The organism is Ramlibacter alkalitolerans (genome assembly GCF_016722765.1).
GTDB lineage: Bacteria > Pseudomonadota > Gammaproteobacteria > Burkholderiales > Burkholderiaceae_C > Ramlibacter > Ramlibacter alkalitolerans.
In genome coordinates this window covers 210,599-226,666 of sequence record NZ_JAEQND010000006.1, presented here as the reverse complement: position 1 = coordinate 226,666, position 16,068 = coordinate 210,599, and the positions used below count along the sequence as shown (strand labels likewise).

At 69.3% G+C, this 16,068-nt stretch carries 15 protein-coding genes; all 15 read left to right on the top strand.

Going from position 1 to position 16,068, the window contains the following annotated elements:
* The first annotated feature begins 7 nt into the window (after positions 1 to 7).
* The 15 genes from pilV to JI746_RS12260 all read left to right on the top strand — a co-directional run bounded on the left by pilV (position 8) and on the right by JI746_RS12260 (position 15,976).
* Complete coding sequence (gene pilV / locus JI746_RS12330; RefSeq protein ID WP_201689823.1) at positions 8 to 475, top strand: type IV pilus modification protein PilV; 468 nt, start codon at positions 8 to 10, stop codon at positions 473 to 475.
* Positions 472 to 1,554: a PilW family protein gene (locus tag JI746_RS12325; RefSeq protein ID WP_201690017.1), complete on the top strand. Its 1,083-nt coding sequence runs from the start codon at positions 472 to 474 to the stop codon at positions 1,552 to 1,554. Before pilV ends, JI746_RS12325 begins: the two co-directional genes overlap by 4 nt.
* Positions 1,548 to 2,156 carry a pilus assembly PilX family protein gene (locus JI746_RS12320; RefSeq protein WP_201689822.1) on the top strand — a complete coding sequence of 203 codons (609 nt, stop codon included), beginning with the start codon at positions 1,548 to 1,550 and terminating at the stop codon, positions 2,154 to 2,156. The genes JI746_RS12325 and JI746_RS12320 overlap by 7 nt, the downstream gene beginning before the upstream one ends.
* Positions 2,143 to 7,446, top strand: coding sequence for a PilC/PilY family type IV pilus protein (locus tag JI746_RS12315; protein WP_201689821.1), 5,304 nt, complete (start codon positions 2,143 to 2,145; stop codon positions 7,444 to 7,446). Before JI746_RS12320 ends, JI746_RS12315 begins: the two co-directional genes overlap by 14 nt.
* Positions 7,447 to 7,501: 55 nt before the next feature.
* Complete coding sequence (gene ribD, locus JI746_RS12310; protein WP_201689820.1) at positions 7,502 to 8,590, top strand: bifunctional diaminohydroxyphosphoribosylaminopyrimidine deaminase/5-amino-6-(5-phosphoribosylamino)uracil reductase RibD; 1,089 nt, start codon at positions 7,502 to 7,504, stop codon at positions 8,588 to 8,590.
* A gap of 18 nt (positions 8,591 to 8,608) precedes the next feature.
* On the top strand, positions 8,609 to 9,238 hold the full coding sequence (locus JI746_RS12305; RefSeq protein ID WP_201689818.1) for a riboflavin synthase: 630 nt from the start codon (positions 8,609 to 8,611) through the stop codon (positions 9,236 to 9,238).
* Positions 9,235 to 10,365, top strand: a complete 1,131-nt coding sequence (gene ribBA / locus JI746_RS12300) for a bifunctional 3,4-dihydroxy-2-butanone-4-phosphate synthase/GTP cyclohydrolase II (protein WP_201689817.1) — start codon at positions 9,235 to 9,237, stop codon at positions 10,363 to 10,365. Before JI746_RS12305 ends, ribBA begins: the two co-directional genes overlap by 4 nt.
* Positions 10,366 to 10,385: 20 nt before the next feature.
* Positions 10,386 to 10,850, top strand: coding sequence for a 6,7-dimethyl-8-ribityllumazine synthase (ribH, locus tag JI746_RS12295; RefSeq protein WP_201689816.1), 465 nt, complete (start codon positions 10,386 to 10,388; stop codon positions 10,848 to 10,850).
* A complete protein-coding gene (nusB, locus tag JI746_RS12290) occupies positions 10,847 to 11,326 on the top strand; it encodes a transcription antitermination factor NusB (RefSeq protein WP_201689815.1) in 480 nt (159 codons plus the stop codon). Before ribH ends, nusB begins: the two co-directional genes overlap by 4 nt.
* Positions 11,323 to 12,507 carry a pyridoxal phosphate-dependent aminotransferase gene (locus JI746_RS12285; RefSeq protein WP_201689814.1) on the top strand — a complete coding sequence of 395 codons (1,185 nt, stop codon included), beginning with the start codon at positions 11,323 to 11,325 and terminating at the stop codon, positions 12,505 to 12,507. The genes nusB and JI746_RS12285 overlap by 4 nt, the downstream gene beginning before the upstream one ends.
* A complete protein-coding gene (gene ybgC / locus JI746_RS12280; RefSeq protein WP_201689813.1) occupies positions 12,504 to 12,914 on the top strand; it encodes a tol-pal system-associated acyl-CoA thioesterase in 411 nt (136 codons plus the stop codon). The genes JI746_RS12285 and ybgC overlap by 4 nt, the downstream gene beginning before the upstream one ends.
* A complete protein-coding gene (tolQ, locus tag JI746_RS12275; RefSeq protein WP_201689812.1) occupies positions 12,911 to 13,603 on the top strand; it encodes a protein TolQ in 693 nt (230 codons plus the stop codon). Before ybgC ends, tolQ begins: the two co-directional genes overlap by 4 nt.
* An 88-nt stretch (positions 13,604 to 13,691) precedes the next feature.
* Entirely contained in the window at positions 13,692 to 14,117 is a 426-nt protein-coding gene (locus tag JI746_RS12270; protein WP_201689810.1) for a biopolymer transporter ExbD, read from the top strand.
* A gap of 7 nt (positions 14,118 to 14,124) precedes the next feature.
* Positions 14,125 to 15,033, top strand: a complete 909-nt coding sequence (gene tolA, locus JI746_RS12265) for a cell envelope integrity protein TolA (RefSeq protein WP_201689808.1) — start codon at positions 14,125 to 14,127, stop codon at positions 15,031 to 15,033.
* Between the two features lie 229 nt (positions 15,034 to 15,262).
* The gene (locus tag JI746_RS12260) at positions 15,263 to 15,976 is read left to right on the top strand and encodes a TauD/TfdA dioxygenase family protein (RefSeq protein WP_201689806.1); all 714 of its coding nucleotides are present in this window, start codon (positions 15,263 to 15,265) and stop codon (positions 15,974 to 15,976) included.
* Positions 15,977 to 16,068: the final 92 nt, after the last annotated feature.

Here is a 16,068-nt window from a genome sequence, read left to right as displayed (position 1 = left end):
GGACGGAATGCGCCTGAACCGAACCCCGCCTTCCCCCAGGCGCCGCCGCCACGCGCAGCGAGGGATCATGCTGCTCGAGGCGCTGATCGCGATCCTGATCTTCACGGTGGGCATCCTCGGCCTGGTCGGCCTGCAGGCCAGCGCGGTGAAGCAGTCCACCGATGCGAGCTACCGGGCCGAAGCCGCGCAACTCGCCGACCAGCTGATCGGCAAGATGTGGGCGGACAACCGCGCGGTCACCAATCTCCAGACCCGGTACAACACCTGCACCTCGTCGGCCTGCCCGGGGTACATCGAGTGGATGGCCACCGTGGCCAACACCCTGCCCGGCGTGACCATCACCTCCTCGACGACCCGGCCGGACGTCAGCGTCAACGGCCAGGGCATCGTCACCATTTCCATCTTCTGGCGCGCACCCCAGGACGAGGGCTCGGCCCCGCACCGCTACGACGTCGAGGCCCAGATCAGCGAATGAACCCCTTGCACCGTGCGCACGCGCAACGCCGCCAGCCCCGGCGGCTGGCAGGTTTCACCCTGGTGGAAATCCTGGTGGGCTTGGCCATCGCGATGATCGGGACGGTCATCATGATGGAAGTGCTGGTCACCTCCGACCAGCGCACGCGCACCAGCACCGCCGGCAACGACGCCCTGAGCAGCGGGGCGGTGATGATGCACCTGCTGCGGCGCGACCTCGTGCAGGCGGGCTACGGCATCAGCGCTTCCAGCCTGGTCGGCTGCAACCTGCAGGTGCCCACCGGAGCGGTCGTGCCGCTCGCGCCGGTCGTGATCAATCCCCCGACGGCCCTGGTGCCCGCCGGCGACCCCAACACCGATCGCGTTCTGGTCGTGTACGGCAACGACAGCGGGCAACCGGAAGGCCAGGAAATCGTGGCCACCGCCGGCTCCGCGTACACGGTCCGCGCCGCCGCCGCCTACGCGCAGGACGACTATGTGGTGGCTGCGCCGACGCCCTGCGCCGGCACCGTCACACTGGCGCGCGTGACGGGGGTCGTAGGCTTCACGGTCAGCGTCAACTCCCTCAACGCCACGGCGACCACGCTCTACAACCTCGGGCGCAACCCGCGGATCGTCGCCTACGCCATCCGCAACGGTTCGCTCACCTCGTGCGACTTCCTGCTGGCGGATTGCCGCACCAACAACGCGGCGAACTGGACGGCCGTCGGCGCCAACATCGTGAGCCTGCGCGCGCAGTACGGGCACGACACCGCCGCCGCCGGGACGCGCGACGCCATCGACCTGTGGGACCAGAGCACTCCGGTGGACGCCTGCCAGTGGGCGCGCGCGCCAGCGGTGCGCTTCGTGCTGGTCACCCGCAGCAACCAGTACGAGTCGCGGCTCAACGCCACGACGAAACAGCGCGAGTGCGATCCGGTGACGGCGACGCCGCGCGTGTGGTCCGGGAGCATCGGAACCTCGCCGGCGCCGATCGACCTGAGCGCCGCGGCCGACTGGCAGTGCTACCGGTACAAGACGTTCGAAAGCGTTGCGCCCTCGCGCAACACGGTCTGGATGAGGGTGCCCCCAGGATGTTGAAGCGTCGAATCCCATCTTCGCGCGTCGCACGCGCCGGCCAGCGCGGCATCGTCCTGATCGTGGCGCTCGTGGTGCTGGTGGCGCTGACGATCGCCGGCATCGCGATGATCCGTTCCGTCGACACCGCGACCCTCGTGGCCGGCAACCTGGCTTTCCAGCAGTCGGCGACGCACGCATCCGACAAGGGGGTGGAGCAGGCCCTCGCGATGCTGCGGCAGAAGGCGATCGACGGCACGCTCGACAGCAGCGATCCGAGCAACGGCTACTTCGCCACGCTCGAAAACAGCAAGCCGACCGGTACCCAGAGCTGGCAGGACTTCTGGCAGACGAGCCTCGGGCCCGCCTCCTTCGATGCCGGCGAGGACCAGTTCAAGAACCACATCTATTACGTCGTGCACCGCCAGTGCGCCTTCGCCCAGCCGCCAGGCTCGGGCGGCGAATGCATCTCCTCGCCCGCGATCCTCTCGGAATCGACGGGCGGATCGCATGGACTGGGGGGCATCGCGCTCAAGGCCGCCACGGCCGTGTACTACCGCATCACCGTGCGCGTCTCGGGTCCCAGGAGGACGGAAAGCTATGTTCAATCCTATGTTGCGATGTAACACCGCCGCCGCGGCGAAGGCGGGCCGGCCCGTGCGCGGCGTGCTGGTCCGCGGCCTCGCCTTCGGGCTGGGCGTCACCGCATCCTGCGCGCTGCTGGCCGACCCGACCGAGCTGTCGCCGATGCCGCTGCCCACCTTCGCCGTGGGTTCGGTCGTCGACATCAAGCCGAACATCCTGATGGTGCTGGACGACTCCGGCAGCATGGACTGGGACTACCTTCCCGACTGGGCCAACGACCGGCCCGGCAACTATGCGAGCAACACGCTCCTGCCGCTGCATCCCACCACGATGTCGAACGGCGATGCGATGGGCCTGCCCTCGTACCTGTTCCGGAATCCGGCCTTCAACGGGGTGGCCTACAACCCGGCGGTGCGCTACCAGCCGCCGGTGCACTACACGAACGCGGGCGCCCGGGACGTCACGAGCTACCCGGGCATGGTCGGCACGTCGTCCGATACGGGTGCGAACACCTCTTCCAGCATGCCCAACTGGAAGTCGGTGGTGTACGACGGCTACACCATCCAGCGGGATACCAACAGCCAGCGGCCCCGCACCGACCTCGAGGCGCGCGCATTCTTCTACACGGTCATCGCCGGCGAATACTGCGATTCGCCGGCCATGACCAACTGCACGACGTCGGCCGTGCCCACCGGCAACTTCCAGTACGCCGCTCCGCTGCGCTGGTGCAACAGCAACACCCTGACCACCTGCCGAGGCCTGCAGTCGTCCACCTTCAACCGGCCGCGCATCCCGGCGCCGCGCCTGGCGACGATCGATTTCTCCAACTCCTCCAGCGCAGTCATCACCAGCATCCGGGTCGATTCCCAGGAAATCCTCTCCGCGTCCAGCACCAGCAGCAGCACCAGCACGGACGTGGCGGCCAGCGTGGTGAGCAGGATCAACGCCTGCACGCTCGCCCGGACGGGCAACTGCACGGTCCTCGGCTACTTCGCGGTGAATGCCGGCAACGGCGGGATCCGGCTGTACGCACCGGGCACCACCAGCGCCTCGCCCGTGCTCCTCAAGACGGGAACGGTCACGATCTCGACCACGGCCTTCGGACGCGTCAACGTGCCGCCGCCGGACTGGAGCAACGGCACGGGCCGCAGCACGAACCCCGTGCCCGGCGAGAACATCCTGACCGTCATCACGCGCTCGAACGACAGCTATCCGTACCCGGGCAGCAGCACCAAGGCGGTCGGCCGCACGGATTGCACCAGCCGCATCGACAACACCTGCTCCTACGCGGAGGAGATGACGAACTACGCGAACTGGTGGGCCTACTACCGGACGCGGATGCAGATGATGAAGACGGCGACCTCGCGCGCCTTCTCCGCCCTCGACACCGACGCGGACAGCATCGCGCTGAGGAGCCGCTATCGCATCGGCTACCTGAGCATCAACAACAATACCGGCAGCGACTTCGTCAACATCGACGACTTCGCCGGCGGCCAGAAATTCACCTGGTACTCCAAGCTGTTCGCGGCGCGGCCGAACAACAGCACGCCCCTGCGCACGGCGCTGTCCACGGCCGGTCGCCTGTACGCCGGCGTGCTGAACGGCAGCTCGCTGAACGGCACGCGCGTCACCGACCCGCTGCAGTTCTCCTGCCAGCGCAACTACACCATCCTGACCACCGACGGCTTCTGGAACAGCGGCGGCGGCGTGAAGCTGGACGGCTCGAGCGACATGGACAACCAGGACGGGCCGCTGCCGCGTCCGTACAACGACGGCGCGCAGGCGCAGAACCAGGCGCGCAGCAGCCAGTTGCAGCAGCGCGTCAGCACGCAGATGGCGGAACTGGGGACCTTGCAGCGCCAGATCTCGCAGCTGCAGACCATGACCTCGCAGTTGAATAAGCGGATCGATCAGTTGCAGACCCGCACCTCGGACGACCGCGGGGACACCTGGACGGGCTGGAGCAACGTCAGCAGCTGTACGCCGGACAACAGCAGCAAGTCGCGCCGCGAATGTCGCACCGTCACCGGCACCCCGAGCCCCGTGAGCTCCTGCAGCACAGGCACCAGCGGCGGTGCGACGACCGTCTGCCTCTACGTGGACGGGACCTGGGGCGACGCCACCTCGTGCAGCACGGTGGCCCCGTCGCCCGGCCCCAACAACTACAGCGTAGCCCAAGCCCGCTCGTGCCGCTACGCGGTGAGGAGTTCCTTCACCAATGCGGCGTCCTGCACGCCCACGACGGTGCCCAACGGCCAGGGCCAGACGACGCAATGCCAGTACAGCTTCGCCGCGTCCGCAGCCACCCAGACCTGCGCCCCGGCCTATTCGGCGAACAACTTCACCAACACCACGGTGTACCGCAACTGCGGCACCACGCCGGGCACCCTCAGCAACGTGACCAGTTGCACGGCGACCACCACGCCGGACGCGCTGGGCCGCACCACGGCCTGCTCGTACTCCGCGTGGAGTTCCTGGTCGAACGTGGGCTCCTGCACGGCGGTGGCCCCGAGCACCGGCCCGACCATCTTCACGGTGGGCACCGCCAGGGAGTGCCAGCTGACGTCCAACGGCGGCACCGCCAACACGCTGGCGGACATTGCCGCCTACTACTACACCCATGACCTGCGCGACCCGGACATCAACACCGGCGTCGACCGCACCGGCACCTGCACCGGACCCATCGTGCCGCCGGCCACCACGGCGAGCGACCTGTGCACCAACAACGTGAAGCCCTTCGGCCGCGACAGCAGCGACAAGCAGCACATGACCACCCACACCCTCGGCCTCGGTGCGCAGGGCCAGATGGTCTATTCCAACTTCCAGAACGACCGCTCGGGCCAGAGGGTGTTCCAGCCGGATTACTGGAGCCAGGTCTCGGGTGACTTCTTCGCCGTCTCCAACGGCAGCATCGCCAACCCCGCCAGCGGCATCTGCCCCTGGATGACGGTCGGCACCACCTGCACCTGGCCGGCTCCGGCCCCGGACTCGAGTGCCAACATCGACGACCTGTGGCACGCGGCCGTCAACGGGCACGGAACGTACTTCAGCGCGGCGGACCCCATCTCGCTGGCCGACGCCCTCAGCGGCGTGCTCTCGCAGATCAACAACCCGCCCCGTCCGGGCACGGCCGCGGCCGCCGCGAGCTCGAACCCGAACATCACGAGCAGCGACAACTTCGTGTTCAGTTCCTCCTACAAGTCCATCGACTGGTTCGGCGAGCTGATCATGCAGAGGTTCCGGGAGGACGGATCCCTCTCGCGGCAGCAATGGTCCGCGATGCAGTTGCTCGATTGCGCCACGACCGCCTGGCAGGCGAACCACGCCTACAAGCTCAACGATGCCTTCCAGCAGGGCGGCGTCTGCTATGCCGTGCGTACCGACTACACGTCCGGCGGCGCCTTCGACGGTTCCGCCGGCGGCAACGACGGCCAGAACATCGTGACGCTGCAGGGCACGCCGGTCACGCGCACCATCTACACGGCGGGGACGGTCTCCGGCGCTCCGGCGCTGGTCCCCTTCACCTGGGCCACGCTGAACGGCACGCAACAGGGCTACTTCTCGCGCGCGGCGATCACGTACGTGTCCACCAGCCAGGGCCTGACGCAGTTCTGCACCAACGGCGCCACGTGCATGACGGACGCCGCGCAGACCAGCGGGGCCGGCGAGAACCTGGTGAACTTCCTGCGCGGCGACCGCACGTTCGAAGGCACCTACTACCGGCAGCGCGCCCACGTCCTGGGGGACATCGTGTCGGCCGAAGCGCGGTACGTGAAGCAGCCGCTGCAGGACTACCTGGACCCGGGCTTCGCGGCGTTCAAGGCCGCCATGGCGAGCCGCGCACCCACCGTCTACGTGGCGGCCAACGACGGCATGCTGCACGCCTTCGACGCCCTCACCGGCCGGGAACGCTGGGGCTTCATCCCCTCCACGGTGCTGCCGGAGATCTACCGCCTCGCCGACACCGACTACGCCAACAAGCACCGCTACTTCGTCGACGGCACGCCCGAAGTGGGCGACATCTGCCCGAGTGCCCCGTCGCAGGCCTGCGCGGCCGGCGAATGGCGCACCGTCCTCGTGGGCGGGCTGAACCAGGGCGGCAAGGCGTACTACGCGCTCGACATCACGAACCCGGCCAGCCCCCGGCTGCTGTGGGAGTTCAAGAACAACGCGGGCCTCGGCTACAGCTACAGCAACGCGCGGATCACGAAGCTGCGCAACGGCACCTGGGTGGTGATCCTGGCGTCCGGCTACAACAACGACGACGGGGTCGGCCGGCTGTTCGTGCTGAATGCTTCCACCGGTGCGCTGCTCACGACCATCAGCACGGGCACGGGGAGCGCGAACAACCCGAGCGGGCTGGCCAAGCTGGAGGGCTTTGCCACCAACCCGGCCAGCAACAACACCACGGAGGAGATCTACGGCGGCGACATGCTGGGCAACGTGTGGCGCTTCGACGTGAACGACTCCGTCGGCGCGCCGGGCGTGGAGGCGCACCAGCTGGTGCAGTTGCAGGACCCGAGCGGCAACGGGCAGCCGATCACGTCCAAGCCGGAACTGGCCCTGATCGGTGACAAGCCCCTGGTGATCGTGGGCACGGGCCGCTACCTCGGCACCAACGACCTGACCGACACGCGGACGCAAACGATGTACGCGATCAAGGACAAGCTCGACGCCGTCCGGCTGCCGACGCCCCGCTCCGGCGGCAGCAACTTCGTCCAGCAGACGCTGACGGTCGGCGAGTGCCCGCAGGGCGCCCCGACCTCGATCTGCACGCCGGGCCAGGTGGTCCGCACGGTCACGTCGAACCCGGTGGACTGGAGCGTCAAGAACGGCTGGTTCATCGACTTCGCGATCCCCGGCGAACGCTCGGTGACGGATGCGACGCTGGCGCTCGGGACGCTGGTGTTCACCACGATCAAGCCGCAACCGCCCAGCACCGGCGTCGTCGTCGGCTGCAGCGGCGACAGCAGCCTGGTCGACGCCAAGAGCTTCCTCTACTACCTCAACTACCAGACCGGCAGCGCGGTGGCGGGCACCAAGAACGTCGCCGGCGAGGAACTGTGCACCTGCGTCGCGACGCGGCCGTCGGTGGTGAAGACGCAGAACGGCACCGTGGAGGGCGTGATCCGCCTGTCCGGCGGCGACTCGCCGTTCGGCGGAACGAACCCGGGCGGCGACCCCAACGGCGGCGGCGAAGGCGGCGGTGGCGAGACCAACGAGGAAGGGACGCACACCGACCTGGGCCGCACCCTCACCGAGGAACTGCCCTACGACCCGACCGGTGGCCCGCCGCGCCGCATCTCCTGGCGCGAGCTGAACGGCGATTGATGGTAGAAGGGCGGGCGAACAACCCGCCCTTTTCCTTTCCGTGTCCACCGACTTCATGGCCCAGGCCCTCGCCCTCGCGGCGCGGGCCATCGGCCTGTCCGAGCCCAACCCCCGCGTCGGCTGCGTGATCGTCTCGGCCGACGGGGCGCGCGTCCTCGGCACCGGCCACACCCAGCCGGCCGGCCAGGCCCACGCGGAAATCATGGCGCTGCGCGATGCGGCGGCGCGCGGCGCGGACGTGCGCGGCGCCACCGCCTGGGTCACGCTCGAACCCTGCTCCCACCATGGCCGCACCGGCCCGTGCTGCGAGGCGCTGGCGGCCGCCGGGATCGCCCGCGTGGTCGCCTCGCTCGCCGACCCCAATCCGCTGGTGGCCGGCCAGGGCTTCGCGCGGCTGCGGGCGGCCGGGGTGGCGGTGGAGGTCGGGCCCGGTGCGCGTGAATCGCGCGAGCTGAACATCGGCTTCTTCAGCCGCATGGTCCGCGGCCGGCCCTGGGTGCGCATGAAGATCGCCGCCTCCCTGGACGGCCAGACGGCCCTGGCCAACGGCCGCAGCCAGTGGATCACCGGCGAGGCGGCCCGCGCCGACGGCCACGCCTGGCGCGCCCGCGCCGGCGCCCTGCTCACCGGCATCGGCACGGTGCTGGACGACGACCCTCGCCTCGACGTGCGGCTCGCCCCGGTGGGCAAGCAGCCGCCGCTGGTGGTGGTGGACAGCCGGCTGCAGACGCCGCCCGCCGCCGCCCTCTTCTCGGTGGCGGGGCGACCGGTGTGGATCTACGCCGCCGAGGCGAAGCCCGACGCCCAGACCGCGCTGGAAGCACGCAGCGCGCACGTGAGCCAACTGGCCGGCGCCGGCGGCAAGGTGGACCTGGCCGCGCTGCTGAAGGACCTGGCCGGGCGCGGCGTCAACGAACTGCACGTCGAAGCCGGCTTCAAGCTCAACGGCTCGCTGCTGCGCGAAGCGCTGGTCGACGAGTTCCTGGTCTACCTGGCGCCCAAGCTCCTGGGCCCCGGGCGCGGCATGGTCAATATCGGGCCGCTGGAAGACCTCGCACAAGGCGTGGCGCTGGAGTTCGGCGGGATCGAGCGCGTCGGCGCCGACCTGCGGGTCCTGGCCCGCGTCGCCGGGCGGGACTTCTAGGCCTGTCACAATGCAGGGATGTTCACCGGCATCATCACCGGCGTCGGGCGTATCGCCGCCATCGACGACCTCGGATCTTCGCAGCAGCACGGCAAGCGGCTGACCATCACCGCGCCGGCAGGCTACCTGGACGATGTGGGGCTGGGCGACAGCATCGCGCTCAACGGCGCCTGCATGACGGTGACCTCGCTGGACGCCAACGCCGGCCACTTCACGATCGAGATTTCCGCCGAATCGCTGGACAAGACCGCCGGCCTCGCGCAACCCGGCCCGGTGAACCTGGAAAAGGCGCTGCGCCCGCAGGACCGCCTGGGCGGCCACCTCGTCTCGGGCCACGTCGACGGCGTCGGCGCGGTCACGAAGATGGCGCCGGTGGGCGAAAGCTGGGAGCTGCGCATCCTCGCGCCGCAGGCGCTCGGCAAGTACCTCGCCTACAAGGGCTCGATCACCGTCAACGGCGTGAGCCTCACGGTCAACACGATCGAGGACCGCGCCGACGGCACCGAGCTGAGCATCAACCTGATCCCGCACACCGTCGAAAACACGGCGCTGCATGCCGTCAAGGCCGGCGCGCGCGTCAATCTCGAAATCGACCTGATCGCCCGCTACGTCGAACGCATGCTGGGCGCCGGAAAGGTGCCGCAATGAACGCCCGCACTCCCGTTGCTCCCGTCGCCATCTCCAGCGTCGAGGAGATCGTCGCCGAGATCAAGGCCGGCCGCATGGTGATCCTCGTCGACGAGGAGGACCGCGAGAACGAGGGCGACCTCGTGCTGGCGGCCGAGCATGTCTCGCCCGACGCGATCAATTTCATGGCGCGCTTCGGCCGCGGGCTCGTGTGCCTCACGCTCACGCGCGATCGCTGCGAGCGGCTGCAACTGCCGCCCATGGTGGCGCGCAACGGCACGAAGATGGGCACGGCCTTCACCGTCTCCATCGAGGCGGCCGAGGGCGTCACCACCGGCATTTCCGCGGCGGATCGCGCCCGCACCGTGCAGGCGGCGGTCGCGCGCGGCGCCCGGGCCGCCGACCTGGTGCAGCCGGGCCACATCTTCCCGCTGCAGGCCGTCGACGGCGGCGTGCTGATGCGCGCCGGCCATACCGAAGCCGGCTGCGACCTCGCCGCCATCGCGGGGCTCACGCCCGCCGCGGTGATCTGCGAGATCATGAAGGACGACGGCACCATGGCCCGCCTGCCGGACCTGCAGCTGTTCGCCGCCGAACACGGCCTGAAGATCGGCACCATCGCCGACCTGATCCACTACCGCAGCCGCAACGAATCGCTGGTGCACAAGATCGGCGAGCGCCCCATCACCACCGCCTTCGGCGACTTCGTCGCCCATGCGTGGCGCGACAAGCCCAGCCAGGGCCTGCACCTCGCGCTGGTGAAAGGCGCGTGGCAGCCCGGTCAGGAAGTGCCGGTGCGGGTGCACGAGCCGCTCTCCGTGCTCGACGCGCTGGAGATCCAGCGGCCGATGCATTCGTGGAGCCTGGACCAGAGCCTCACGCACATCGCGGCCACCGGCCACGGCGTGGCGGTGCTGCTCAATTGCGGCGAGACGGCGGAGCAGCTGCTGGCGCAGTTCGAAGGCACGGCCAAGGCCTCCCATGCGCCCGAGCGCGGGCGCATGGACCTGCGGACCTACGGCGTGGGCGCGCAGATCCTGCGCGAGCTGGGCGTGCAGCGCATGAACCTCATGGGCACGCCGCGGCGCATGCCCAGCATGGCCGGCTACGGCCTGGAAGTGGCGGGCTACATCCACCGCCCCGACTGAAACGTTTTTCGAGGGTTTCCATGTTTGGTGCAGACAAGGGCACGGCCGACCGGCTGGACGGCAAGGAACTGGTCATCGGCATCGTGCAGGCGCGCTTCAACCAGGGCGTGACCGACGCGCTGGCGAAGGCCTGCCGCAACGAACTGATCGCGCGCGGCGTGCAGGAGAAGAACATCGACCACGTGCTGGTCCCCGGTGCCCTGGAGGTGCCGATCGCCCTGCAGGCCATGGCCGAGAAGGGCGGCTACGACGCCCTGGTGGCGCTGGGCTGCGTGATCCGCGGCGAGACCTACCACTTCGAGCTGGTGTCGAACGAATCGGCCGCCGGCGTGACGCGCGTGGCGCTGGACTACCAGCTGCCGGTCGCCAACGCGATCCTCACCACCGAGAACATGGAACAGGCGCTCGCGCGGCAGGTCGAGAAGGGCCGCGACGCGGCGCTGGTCGCCATCGAGATGGCCAATCTGGTGGACGAGCTCGGATGACCGCCACGCCCGCTCGCAAGACGTCGACCAAGCCGCCGCGCAGCCGCGCCCGCGAATTCGCGGTGCAGGCGCTCTACCAGCACCTGGTGGGCAAGCAGGACGCCGAGTCGATCGACCAGTTCACCCGCGGCCTCTCCGGCTTCCACAAGGCCGACGCGGTGCACTACGACGCCCTGCTGCACGGCTGCATCCGCGAGGCCGCCCAGCTCGACGCGCTGATCCTGCCCCTGCTCGATCGCCGGCTGGAGGAGATCTCGCCCATCGAGCATGCGGTGATGTGGATCGGCACCTACGAGTTCCTGCATGCGCCCGACGTGCCCTGGCGCGTCGTGCTCAACGAATGCATCGAACTGGCCAAGGAGTTCGGCGGCACCGACGGCCACAAGTACGTCAACGGCGTGCTCAACGGACTCGCGCCGCAGCTGCGTTCGCTGGAAGTGGAAGCGGACCGCGCCACCGGCAAGGCGAGGCCATGAGGATTTCGAAGCGCGCCGAGCGCATCGAACCGTTCTACGTGATGGAGGTGGCCAAGGCCGCCTCGCAGCTCGCGCGCGAAGTGGCGCGCAGCGCGAGCCCCATGATCTTCCTGAACATCGGCGAACCGGACTTCACCGCGCCGCCGCTGGTGCAGGAAGCGGCGGAAAGGGCGATCCGCGACGGCCGCACGCAGTACACCGACGCCACCGGCCTGCACGCGCTGCGCGAGCGCATCAGCGGCTGGTACCGCACGCGCTTCGGCGTGACCGTGCCGGCCAGCCGCATCGTGGTGACGGCGGGCGCCTCCGCGGCCTTGCAACTGGCCTGCCTGGCGCTGATCGAGGCCGGCGACGAGATCCTGATGCCGGATCCGAGCTATCCGTGCAACCGGCACTTCGTGAGCGCCGCCGAAGGCGACGCGGTGCTGATCCCCACCACGGCGGCCGAGCGCTACCAGCTCAGCGCCGCCAAGGTCGAAGAGCACTGGGGTCCGCGCACCCGCGGCGTGCTGCTCGCATCGCCGTCGAACCCCACCGGCACCTCGATCCATCCCGACGAACTGCGCCGCATCCACGGCTTCGTGAAGGCCCAGGGCGGCATCACGCTGCTGGACGAGATCTACCTGGGCCTGTCGCACGACGACACCTTCGGCCACACGGCCCTGGCGCTCGACGACCAGGTGATCAGCATCAACAGCTTCTCCAAGTACTTCAACATGACCGGCTGGCGCCTCGGCTGGCTGGTGGTGCCGGAGGTGCTGGTCGCGCCGCTCGAACGCCTGGCGCAGAACCTGTTCATCTGCCCCAGCACCGTGGCGCAGCACGCGGCGCTGGCCTGCTTCGAGCCCGAGAGCCTGGCCGAATACGAGCGCCGGCGCGCCGAGTTCCGGGCCCGCCGCGACTGGTTCATCCCGCAGCTGCAGGCGATGGGGCTGGCCGTTCCGGTGGTGCCCGATGGCGCCTTCTACGCGTGGGCCGACTGTGAGGCGGCCGCGCGGCACCTCGGCGTGCAGGGCAGCTGGGACTTCGCCTTCGAGGTGATGCGCCGGGCCCACGTCGCCGTGACGCCGGGCCGCGACTTCGGCCATGCGGACACCGGGCGCTTCATCCGCTTTTCCACTGCCAATTCGATGGCGCAGCTGCAGGAAGCGGCGGCCCGGCTGAAGGGCCTGCTCGAATGAGCGCCCACCAGGTCTTTGCCTGGCCGGTCCGCGTCTACTGGGAAGATACCGATGCGGGCGGCATCGTGTTCTACGCCAATTACCTCAAGTTCTTCGAGCGCGCCCGCACCGAGTGGCTGCGTTCGCTGGGCATCTCGCAAGGCGCGCTGCGCGCGAGCGCGGGCGGCATCTTCATCGTGGGCGAAACTTCCGTGCGTTACCTGGCGCCGTCCAGGCTCGATGACGAACTTCTTGTTACGGCCGAGTTGAAGAGCGTTGGCAAAGCGTCTCTGATAATCGGGCAGCAGGCGCGGCGCGACGACACGCTGCTGGCCGAAGGCACGATCCGCATCGGCTGGGTCGACGACAAGACATTGCGGCCCGGCCGCATCCCGCCCGCCCTCCTGGCAATCCTCAACCGCGAATGAACCAAGACCTGTCGATCCTCCAACTCGTGCTCGGCGCCAGCCTCGTCGTGCAGCTGGTGATGCTGTTGCTGCTGATCGTCTCCGTCACGAGCTGGGCCGCCATCTTCGGCAAGCTGTTCGCGCTGCGCAGCGTGAACAGCAAGAACGACGAATTCGAGCGCGATTTCTGGTCCGGCACCAGCCTGAACGACCTGTTCTCGGCGGCGGCGCAGAACGCCAAGCTGGCCGGGCCCATGGAACGCATCTTCGCCTCCGGCATGCGCGAATACCAGAAGCTGCGCGAGCGCCACATCAGCGATGCCGCCACGCTGCTGGACGGCGCGCGGCGCGCGATGCGGGCCAGCTTCCAGCGCGAACTCGACGTGGTCGAGACGCACCTGTCCTTCCTGGGCTCCGTGGCTTCCGTGTCGCCCTATGTCGGCCTGTTCGGCACGGTGTGGGGCATCATGCATGCCTTCACCGGGCTGGGCGCGCTGCAGCAGGTCACGCTCGCCACGGTCGCGCCCGGCATCGCCGAGGCGCTGGTCGCAACCGCGCTGGGCCTGTTCGCCGCGATCCCCGCCGTCGTCGCGTACAACCGCTTCGCCCGCGACATCGACCGCGTCGCGATCAAGCTGGAGACCTTCATCGAGGAGTTCTCCAACATCCTGCAGCGCAACCTGGGCGCGCAGTCCGCGTCGGGGCATTGATGATGACGCGCTTCGCGCATGACCTCGCCTGCGGCGTCGATGACGGCTTCGCCATGTGCGGAGTCATTCCGTCATCGGGAAGGCACTGATGGCGTCCGTCGCCCATCGCGGCCGCGGTCGCCGCTCGATGAACGAGATCAACATGGTCCCGTTCATCGACGTCATGCTGGTGCTGCTGATCATCTTCATGGTGACCGCACCGCTGATCACGCCCAGCCTGATCGACCTGCCCACCGTCGGCAAGGCCGCACGCCAGCCGGACCAGGTCGTGCAGGTGCTGGTCGGCAAGGACGAGGCCCTGCAGCTGAAAAGCGGCGACAAGACCCAGTCCATGGTGCTCAAGGACATCGCGCCCGCGGTGCTGCAGGCGCAGTCCGGGCAGCCGCCCGGCAGCGTCGCCGTCGTGATCAGCGCCGACCGCAACGTGAAGTACGAAACCGTGGTGAAGGTGATGGACACGCTGCAGCGCGCGGGTGTCCAGCGGGTGGGCCTGTCGGTGCAGGTCGCGCGCTAGGCAAGCCATGGACACCGCCGCCGATCGCCTCGAATTCGCGCCGCCCAAGCAGGATGCGATGTGGCGCGGCTTCGCGCTGGCGGTGCTCGCGCACGCGCTGCTGGTGGCCGGCCTCACGCACGGCCTGAAGTGGCAGCGCGAAAGCCAGAACGTGGCCGTGGAGGCCGAGCTCTGGGCCGCCGTGCCGCAGGAAGCGGCGCCGCCCGCTCCGCCTCCGCCACCTCCTCCGCCGCCGGCCCCCGCTCCGGTGCCGGCACCGCCGCCGGTCGTCCGTGCGCCACCGGCGCCCGACCCGCAGGTGCAGCGCGACGCGCAGATCGCGCTGGAGCGGGAGAAGAAGCGCGAGCTCGAACGCGAGCGGCAGGAGGAACTGCAGCGCGAACGCGAGGAGAAGCGCAAGCTCGAGGCGAAGAAGAAGCACGAGGAGGAACTCGCGAAGAAGAAGGAGCAGGCGCGCGAGCAGGCGCGCCTGGTCGCCGAAGCCAAGCGCAAGGAAGAAGAGAAGAAGCGCAAGGAGCAGGAGGCGAAGGAAGCGCGCGAGGTCAAGCGGCTCGCGCAGCTGCGCGAGGAGAACATGCGGCGCATGCAGGGCATGGCCGGCACCGGCGCGCCCTCTTCCACCGGCACCGCGGCCCATTCCTCGGGCCCGTCGGCGGGCTGGGCCGGCCGCGTCATCGCGCGCGTGCGGCCCAACATCGTCTTCACCGACACGGTCAGCGGCAACCCGGAAGCCGAAGTCGAGGTGCGCCTGGCCCCGGACGGCACGATCGTGAGCCGCCGCCTGAAGAAGTCCAGCGGCGTCAAGGCCTGGGACGATGCGGTGCTGCGCGCCCTCGACAAGACCGAGGTCCTGCCACGCGACGTCGATGGCCGCGTGCCCTCGCCGGTCGTCATCGAGTTCAAGCCCAAGGGCTGACGCGCTGCGTGCGTTGCGCCGGCGCACTGTCAGATCTGACAGGGTGCGGGCCGGGCAAGCGGCGGACCTCCCTCTGAAAGCCGGTCGCGGAGCGCCCTGTCATTTCTGACAGGGGCGCGTGCAAGGATACGTAAGGCCGGCGCGCCGCGGGCCGCCGTGCTTGGCAGGGTCGCCGATCTCGCCAACACTGGCACCAAGCGCGCAGCTCGACGCGCCCCCGAGGAAACGCATGCTCCACGAACCCCTCTCGCCCGCTTTTGGCGCCCTGCTGGAAGGCATCCCCCTCGCCGGTCTCGATGCCGCGGGTTTCCGCCAGCTCTATGCCTTGTGGCAGCGGCAGCACCTGCTGGTCTTGCGTGGCCACGGCCTGGACCGTCCCGGCTTCGAGGCCTTCGCCGCGCGCTTCGGGCAGGTCGACCCGCTGCCGGACCTGGGCGCCGCGGAATCGTCCTGGGGCGTCGAACTCGCGTGGGCCGAACGCCCTGCCTTCGCCTGCCTGCTGCACGCGTGCAAGGCGCCGGAAAGCGGCGGCGCGACCTGGTTCGCCTGCCTGCCTGCCGCCCTGCGCCTGATCGCGCCGGACCTGGTGGCGCGCCTGCGCTGGCTCGCCATCCAGCACGGGCCGCACGCCCATCCCATGGTGATCATGCAGCCGGAGACAGGCGAGCACTCGCTGTTCCTGGGCACGCGGCGGGATGCGCGGATCATGGAAGTGCCGCAGGCCGAATCCGAGCGGCTATTGAACATCGCCTGGAGCTATGGCACGGCCGATGCGGTGAGCCTGTGCCACCGCTGGCAGCCGGGCGACATCGTGCTGTGGAACAACCTCACCGTGATGCACCGCCACGACGCGGTGCCCGCGGGCAGCGTGCGCAAACTGCAGCGCGCGCGCATCCAGGGCCGCTACACGCTCGCGGCGCCGATCGAGACGGAAGCCGCTTAGGGGGGAGAACCGGAAGACGGACAACCGAACGCAAAGGCCGCAAAGGTTACGCGAAAGCCGCGAAAGGAGACAAGTCTTCCTTCAATGCTCTT

Bases quoted from the DNA above. Each gene is read 5' to 3' on its own strand.
- JI746_RS12270 (WP_201689810.1), top strand. From the start codon at position 13,692: ATGGCGTCCGTCGCCCATCGCGGCCGCGGTCGCCGCTCGATGAACGAG.
- JI746_RS12320 (WP_201689822.1), top strand. From the start codon at position 1,548: ATGTTGAAGCGTCGAATCCCATCTTCGCGCGTCGCACGCGCCGGCCAG.
- JI746_RS12285 (WP_201689814.1), top strand. From the start codon at position 11,323: ATGAGGATTTCGAAGCGCGCCGAGCGCATCGAACCGTTCTACGTGATG.
- ribBA (WP_201689817.1), top strand. From the start codon at position 9,235: ATGAACGCCCGCACTCCCGTTGCTCCCGTCGCCATCTCCAGCGTCGAG.
- pilV (WP_201689823.1), top strand. From the start codon at position 8: ATGCGCCTGAACCGAACCCCGCCTTCCCCCAGGCGCCGCCGCCACGCG.
- JI746_RS12315 (WP_201689821.1), top strand. From the start codon at position 2,143: ATGTTGCGATGTAACACCGCCGCCGCGGCGAAGGCGGGCCGGCCCGTG.
- ribH (WP_201689816.1), top strand. From the start codon at position 10,386: ATGTTTGGTGCAGACAAGGGCACGGCCGACCGGCTGGACGGCAAGGAA.
- tolQ (WP_201689812.1), top strand. From the start codon at position 12,911: ATGAACCAAGACCTGTCGATCCTCCAACTCGTGCTCGGCGCCAGCCTC.
- ribD (WP_201689820.1), top strand. From the start codon at position 7,502: ATGGCCCAGGCCCTCGCCCTCGCGGCGCGGGCCATCGGCCTGTCCGAG.
- tolA (WP_201689808.1), top strand. From the start codon at position 14,125: ATGGACACCGCCGCCGATCGCCTCGAATTCGCGCCGCCCAAGCAGGAT.
- JI746_RS12305 (WP_201689818.1), top strand. From the start codon at position 8,609: ATGTTCACCGGCATCATCACCGGCGTCGGGCGTATCGCCGCCATCGAC.
- JI746_RS12260 (WP_201689806.1), top strand. From the start codon at position 15,263: ATGCTCCACGAACCCCTCTCGCCCGCTTTTGGCGCCCTGCTGGAAGGC.
- nusB (WP_201689815.1), top strand. From the start codon at position 10,847: ATGACCGCCACGCCCGCTCGCAAGACGTCGACCAAGCCGCCGCGCAGC.
- ybgC (WP_201689813.1), top strand. From the start codon at position 12,504: ATGAGCGCCCACCAGGTCTTTGCCTGGCCGGTCCGCGTCTACTGGGAA.
- JI746_RS12325 (WP_201690017.1), top strand. From the start codon at position 472: ATGAACCCCTTGCACCGTGCGCACGCGCAACGCCGCCAGCCCCGGCGG.